Source organism: Lishizhenia sp. (assembly GCF_057456495.1).
Map to the genome: position 1 here is coordinate 1 of NZ_JBVCPV010000176.1, position 6,444 is coordinate 6,444.

Here is a 6,444-nt window from a genome sequence, read left to right on the forward strand (position 1 = left end):
CCATAGATCTATCATGGCTCATCTACCTCAAGCCCATACAACGGCGTTCAATGCTAAGTTGAGTTTTATTGGAAATGGAGATGCGTATTGGCAAAAATTATTGAATCATCCACGCTTTGGCTTGGAGCTAATAGGAACGTCTCTAGGTAACCAAAACGTTTTAGGGAAGGGGGCAGCAGCGCTGTATTATGTTGATGTTCCTTTGTTGCCCGGTAAAATCTACCCATCAATATATGGCGGAATCGGATTGGGTTGGGTAGAGAAAATTTATGATGTTGCCGATAACCCAAAGAATAATGCGATGGGAACTCATTTAAATGCTGCAATACGTCTAGGGCTCAATTTTAATTATGATTTTCGAAGAACGAATGTTCAATTGGGAATACACATGATGCATTTTTCGAATGGGGCTACTAAAATGCCGAACTTAGGTGTTAATTTGCCTTATGTACAATTGGGGGTGACACGTTACTTTCGAGATATTGAAAGGAGTACGAAAAATTCATTTCTAGCGTTGAAAAAGGAGATGACTCGTTGGCGATTGTTAGGTGTATATTCTAAAAAGGATGTATACCCATTGCTTCAGAAACCGTCTAATGTTTTTAGTTTGTCGGTGATTAGAACGAAGTATAAATCCAAGTATTGGTCTTATGATTTAGGAGTGGAATTTATTTCTAATCAAGCCCAAGCAAAAATGTTTCCCGAACGAGAAATAAAACAAAATGAGATATTACAAATAGGAATCTATTCGGCATATGTGTTAAGTTTTGATTGTTTAGATGTATTTGTAGGCCTGGGTGGTTACGCCAAAAATGATTTGAATATAGCGGGATGGTTGTATCAAAAAGTTGGTGCGCGCTACCAGTTTAATGACAGGTGGGCAGCGCAATTGGCCATTAAGGCAAATTACGGAAAAGCCGATTATATCGAGTACGGAATAAATTACACACTCCATGAAAAATAGCTATTGGTTCATACTTGCAGTTTTTCTACTTCTTTTTTCGTGTAAAAAGGCGGAGGATAGATCGTGCTGGAAATCAAGTGGAGCTGTGGATACTTTGGTGTATACAATTTCGGATTTTGATAGTTTACGTTTACATGAAAAACTAAACTTCGAATTGGTACAAAGTAACCAACCAAAGCTTGAAATTATCGGAGGAGAAAACTTAATAAACCTTGTGAAGTTAGACAGTCTTGGTGATGTACTTTCTATAAGCAATGCCAATAAATGTGCTTTCCTTAGGAGTTATAAAGAAGCTGTGAAGGTTCGTATACATCTTTCCTCCTTGCGCTACATATACACAGATATTTCCGAAGAATTAAGCAACGAAGGAGTGTTGACTTATCCCAATTTATTTTTGTTGGCTCATTCGGGAGCAGGAAGAATAGATTTAAATGTAGAGGCTAATCGTGTTTTCTTAGATGCTAGCTATGGGAATGTAGATTTTAACTTGAGCGGGCAATTAAATAGTTTGGGATTAAGTGTGAAATCTAATGCTTATGGAGATACACGAGATTTGAAGGTGAAATATCAAATAGAGGTATTTAGCAATACAGTAGGAGATCTACATATTAATGCCGAAAACACAAACCTGGTGAAAGCTGAACTTATATATAAGGGTGATGTTTACCTCTATGGAACTCCAATTGCAATAGAAAAGACAATTGAAGGTGAAGGGAGTCTGATAGAAGGAAATTAAAAAGCTTTCATTAACTTTGCAGTAATTATATATTCGTTATGGATTTAATACTTATCACAGTAGGAATGTTGGCGCTTGGATTTGCAGGTATTGCAATTAAAATTTGGGCGAAGAAAGATGGTGAATTCGCAGGAACTTGTGCTTCAAATAACCCTGTTTTACAGGAAGAAGGAGCAGCATGTGGTTTGTGTGGTGCTAAGCCAGAAGAACAATGTTTAAATGATGAGAAGACAGCAAAAGCTTAGTACTGTCTTTCAAATATTTTCCCTTCTTTAATGGCTAGTTTACTCTCCACATTGTTGGTGTAGAGTTGACCTGTTCCCAATCCTTGATACATTTTAGTATTGTACAAGGCCGTGAACTGTGCTATGCAAGATAAACCAACGTTCGATTCTAGAGCGCTGGTCATCCACCATTTTATATTCATTTCTTCAGCGAGAGCTATCCACGCTTTAGATCCGGCAATACCTCCATGTAAACTTGGTTTTAAGATAATGTATTGCGGTTGAATTTGTTCCAATAGATGTCTTCTATCTTCTCCATACACACCAATCAACTCTTCATCTAAAGCAATATCTAAAGGAGTTTCTTTACACAAATCACGCATGGCAATAACTTGTCCCGCTTTGATAGGTTGCTCTATAGAATGTAATTCGAAGGCTGCTAATCTTTGTAGTTTTTCTAAGGCATCTTCTGGAGAAAATGCACCATTGGCATCTACGCGCAATTCAATTTCATCCTTGCCGAAATTAGAACGAATAAAGGAAAGTAAATCTAATTCAGCTTCAAAATCTATGGCTCCAATCTTCATTTTAATACAATCAAATCCCGCTTCTATTTTCTCTTGAATTTGATCGTACATGAATTGTTTTTCTCCCATCCATATCAAACCATTGATAGGAATTTCAAGTTTACCTTGTGTGAATTCTGAAGGGAAATAAAGGAGAGCTTGTTTTTGCTTTAAATTTTCTAAAGCCATTTCTACTCCAAACAAAATAGAAGGATAAGTTTCTAGTTCTTCAAGGTGATTTGCAAAATGATTAATGTTTTCAACTACTTCCTGTACTTTGTTTTCATACTGCTCAAAATCGATAAAATCGGGCGACAACCCAGGTATGATGCTGCATTCACCTATTGCTTCAAATTTATCTTCTTTGAGATAAATGAACCACGCATGTTTTTGGGTTAATACGCCTCTACTGGTACCAGATGGACGTTTAAAATCAAAGGTTTTCTTTTCGAATCGAGCTGTTAGCATAGTACAAAAAGGATAGATGAAAGTAAACAAATTAAAAAGGTAGAAAGGGCTACTTTCTTTAATTCTGGGTCTAAGTTTTGTGGAATTTGCTCTTTTTTCACGTAGTTCAAATGCTTCATTAAAATGGCAAAAGGAAGCAATCCAATCAGCATCCAAGCATTTTCTTGTAAAGCAAAGAAGGTAAGGAAACAGAAAAAAGCCATGTGAATTAACCTTGCATGATGGCGCTTTCCTTTTTCATACCCCATTTTAACGATGATGGTGTTTTTACCTACTTTAGCATCGTTTTCATGATCGCGTAAATTGTTAAGGTTGAGCACAGCTGTGCTTAATAATCCTATACCAATTGCCGGCAAGATTAACAATATATCAAAGGTTTTGGCCAATAAAGTAAAGATTCCTAGGGTGCTTACCAAACCGAAAAAGATAAATACAAATACATCTCCTAGTCCATTGTATCCATAGGCTTTTTTACCCATTGTATAAGTAATGGCCGCAATTACACAAGCAAGAGCTAAAGCTATGTAGGTGTAGAGTATGGTGGTCGGTAAATCTTTGGTTCCATAAATCACCAATGGAATAGCAGTTGCCAAAGACAAAACAGAGAATAGAATTACAGCTCCTTTCATTTCTTTTACGCTGATAGCACCGCTTTGAACCGATCTTTGAGGACCAACTCGTTCTTCATTGTCTGCCCCTTTCAAGGTATCTCCAAGGTCATTGGCAAAATTGGAAAGAATTTGCAGTAACAGCGTTGTTGCCATCGCTAATCCGAAGATCAAACCATCCCATTTGTCTAAATAATAAGCGTAAAAACTACCGAACAATATACCGGATATAGAAAGGGGTAAGGTACGCAAACGCGCAGCACTTACCCAAGCTTGCATCTTTGTCATAGGCCAAAGATAATTTTTTCCCTTTTATTTGTTGGCTTTTAGAAAAGACTCTATCATATAATGTTCTTCAACGGTATAGCGTTGAATGGCCATTCTCTCTTCGAGCTTTAGTTTTTCCCTTTTGTTGTTTGCGAGTTCAGCTATACTTTTGTCTTCCTTATTGGAAAACTTGTCAATAGTACCTTTGTAATTGTAATGCGTAAAAAAGTAGTCAAAACTCATTTCTCTGCCATTTTGATGATACTTTATTTCATTTAAAACAGGGCGAATTTCGTTGTAGTAGAACCAACAAAGCTCATAGGTGTTACTGCTGTTTTTAATCAGAGGGGCAATCCCAACTATTCTAAAGTTGAGTTGTTGTTGAACAGTATCATAAAACCAATCTTCTTTAATTTTATAACCTATCAACTCAAGTGAATCTTCAATCAGGTCAAAGTGTTCAAGGGGACTGGTAAATTCATCGTCTTTTGCGGAATAAGCAGTTATGGAATCCATTGCTACATAATCGAGTAGGGTTTGTAATATGCTATTCCCAAGCAAGGCAGGGTTGTCTTTAAGGTCTATCGTTCTCCACAACCTTTCGGTCCATATTACATTTTCTTCAACAATTGCTGGTAGTTTCTCGACAGGATTTAGGGAAGTATTATTGTAAGTTTGAAAAGGAGCTTCTATCATTTCTTCTTGCATGGCTTCCTGGTACTCAGCTTCACTGTAATAGCTTCCAAGTATAACACCTTGGGCGTATACATGAATGAATATCAAAACTTCATCCTCGTCGTAAAAGTACCAAGCACCGTGTCTTTTGTTCGCCTCGTAGTAACCCTTTACTTTAGTGTTTTTATTCGGGTATTTTGCAATGTATTCTCCGCTGAGTTCATCGTTGCTTGTATGATAAACCACAGCAATGTCACCCACATGTGTCTTTACCTTTGTAGTTTGTGCGTAGAATGTACTGGTGAGAAGTAGGCAGATTAATCTAATGAGATGTTTCATAAATTTAGGTTTTACTACTTACTTAACGACACTGCTATTAAAAGTTACATTGGATCAACATCAATGTTTATACGCACCGATTTATGCATGGGCTCACTGTAGAATTTATCAATGATTTCTGTAATCTTGGCTTTTACTTTTTTCGGGGAAGCTTCACGTTCCATTTTCAGTTTAACCACTTGTATGTAATTGTTTTGTATACGTTTAATGGCTGGTGCTTCCGGACCTAAAATACGCGAACCAAAGACATTGTAGAGTCTACGTCCAAAATCTGCAGCCATGGCCTCTAAATCTTGTTCTTTTCTATGCTTTAATGTAAAGTTGATGATCTTATAAAAGGGAGGATAGAGGTAGTTTTTACGCTCCATAATCTCGTTCTTATAAAATCCTTTATAATCATGATCTATCACATGATGAATTACCCAATGATCTACATCATGGGTTTGAATAATTACTTTACCGCGTTTACTCTTACGCCCGGCTCTACCTGCAACCTGTGACATTAAATGATAACTTCTTTCAAAAGCTCTAAAGTCCGCTCTGTTTAGCATGAGGTCGGCATCTAAAATTCCCACCAAAGAAACGTTGTCGAAGTCCAAACCTTTGGTAACCATTTGCGTTCCCACGAGTATATCAATCTCTCTATTTTCAAAAGCAGAAATGATTTCTGAGTAACTATTTTTTTGACGCGTTGTGTCTAAATCCAGTCGTTGAACTTTAGCTTTTGGAAAGAGTACAGATAAATCATCTTCAATTTTTTCTGTACCAAAACCAACCATTTTCAATCGGTTAGAGCTACATTTTGGACAAGATCCCATAGGCGCAGCATAATAGCTACAGTAATGACATTTCAAGGCGTTGCCATGTTTGTGGTAAGTCAGGGAAACATCACAGTTTTTACACTTTGGAGTCCAGCCACAAATTTCGCAATTCCAAATAGGGTTATATCCTCTTCTGTTTTGGAAAAGAATTATTTGTTCGCCATTTTGCAAGGCTTCTTCCATATTTTGAACCAAGAAACTGCTAAAGTGCATATTCATGGTTTTCTGGATCTTTTCTTTTTTTAGGTTGGCAGTAAGAATCTCAGGCATTTGAACATCACCAAATCGCTTATTTAATTCTACTAAACCAAACTTCCCTTCCTGTGCATTGAAATAGGTTTCGAATGCAGGAGTTGCAGAACCTAACAATACCTTGGTTTTGTGCAGAGCACCCAAAACGATGGCGCTATCTCTAGCATTATATCTTGGTGAAGGGTCATATTGTTTGAATGAACTTTCGTGTTCTTCATCAATAATAATCAATCCTAAATCTCTAAAAGGAAGGAATAAACTACTTCTAGCACCGAGTATAATTCTAAATTTAGTAGGGTTGTTATTTAAAAGTGCATTCCATATTTCAACGCGTTCATTTTGGTTGAATTTTGAGTGATAAACACCTACTAAATCACCAAAGTAAGCCGAAAGTCTGTTGATCAATTGTGTGGTTAAAGCAATTTCTGGAAGTAAGAATAGAACTTGTTTTCCTGCATCCAATTGCTCTTGTATAAGTTCTACGTAAATTTCTGTTTTACCAGAACCTGTTACACCGTGTAGTA

General features: G+C 36.9%; 7 protein-coding genes. 3 read left to right on the forward strand and 4 right to left on the reverse strand.

What is annotated here, in order from left to right; translation table 11 throughout:
- The 3 genes from AC22ZQ_RS11690 to AC22ZQ_RS11700 form a co-directional block, all read left to right on the forward strand.
- Positions 1 to 964 (forward strand): acyloxyacyl hydrolase (locus AC22ZQ_RS11690; protein ID WP_318958952.1); only part of this gene is annotated, 964 nt, incomplete at its 5' end.
- A complete protein-coding gene (locus AC22ZQ_RS11695; RefSeq protein WP_318958953.1) occupies positions 954 to 1,700 on the forward strand; it encodes a GIN domain-containing protein in 747 nt (248 codons plus the stop codon). The genes AC22ZQ_RS11690 and AC22ZQ_RS11695, both read left to right, overlap by 11 nt.
- Positions 1,701 to 1,738: 38 nt before the next feature.
- Complete coding sequence (locus AC22ZQ_RS11700) at positions 1,739 to 1,945, forward strand: membrane or secreted protein (protein WP_318958954.1); 207 nt, start codon at positions 1,739 to 1,741, stop codon at positions 1,943 to 1,945.
- On the opposite strand, the gene AC22ZQ_RS11705 is transcribed toward AC22ZQ_RS11700, so the two are convergent.
- The 4 genes from AC22ZQ_RS11705 to priA all read right to left on the reverse strand — a co-directional run.
- Positions 1,942 to 2,958 carry an o-succinylbenzoate synthase gene (locus tag AC22ZQ_RS11705; protein ID WP_318958955.1) on the reverse strand — a complete coding sequence of 339 codons (1,017 nt, stop codon included), beginning with the start codon at positions 2,956 to 2,958 and terminating at the stop codon, positions 1,942 to 1,944. The genes AC22ZQ_RS11700 and AC22ZQ_RS11705 overlap by 4 nt on opposite strands.
- The gene (menA, locus tag AC22ZQ_RS11710; RefSeq protein ID WP_318958956.1) at positions 2,952 to 3,854 is read right to left on the reverse strand and encodes a 1,4-dihydroxy-2-naphthoate octaprenyltransferase; all 903 of its coding nucleotides are present in this window, start codon (positions 3,852 to 3,854) and stop codon (positions 2,952 to 2,954) included. Before menA ends, AC22ZQ_RS11705 begins: the two co-directional genes overlap by 7 nt.
- A gap of 24 nt (positions 3,855 to 3,878) precedes the next feature.
- Positions 3,879 to 4,847, reverse strand: coding sequence for a hypothetical protein (locus AC22ZQ_RS11715; RefSeq protein ID WP_318958957.1), 969 nt, complete (start codon positions 4,845 to 4,847; stop codon positions 3,879 to 3,881).
- 44 nt (positions 4,848 to 4,891) lie between these two features.
- The coding region (priA, locus tag AC22ZQ_RS11720) for a replication restart helicase PriA (RefSeq protein WP_318958958.1) at positions 4,892 to 6,444 on the reverse strand (1,553 nt) is incomplete at its 5' end.

Bases quoted from the DNA above. Each gene is read 5' to 3' on its own strand.
- menA (WP_318958956.1), bottom strand. From the start codon at position 3,854: ATGACAAAGATGCAAGCTTGGGTAAGTGCTGCGCGTTTGCGTACCTTA.
- AC22ZQ_RS11715 (WP_318958957.1), bottom strand. From the start codon at position 4,847: ATGAAACATCTCATTAGATTAATCTGCCTACTTCTCACCAGTACATTC.
- AC22ZQ_RS11695 (WP_318958953.1), top strand. From the start codon at position 954: ATGAAAAATAGCTATTGGTTCATACTTGCAGTTTTTCTACTTCTTTTT.
- AC22ZQ_RS11700 (WP_318958954.1), top strand. From the start codon at position 1,739: ATGGATTTAATACTTATCACAGTAGGAATGTTGGCGCTTGGATTTGCA.
- AC22ZQ_RS11705 (WP_318958955.1), bottom strand. From the start codon at position 2,958: ATGCTAACAGCTCGATTCGAAAAGAAAACCTTTGATTTTAAACGTCCA.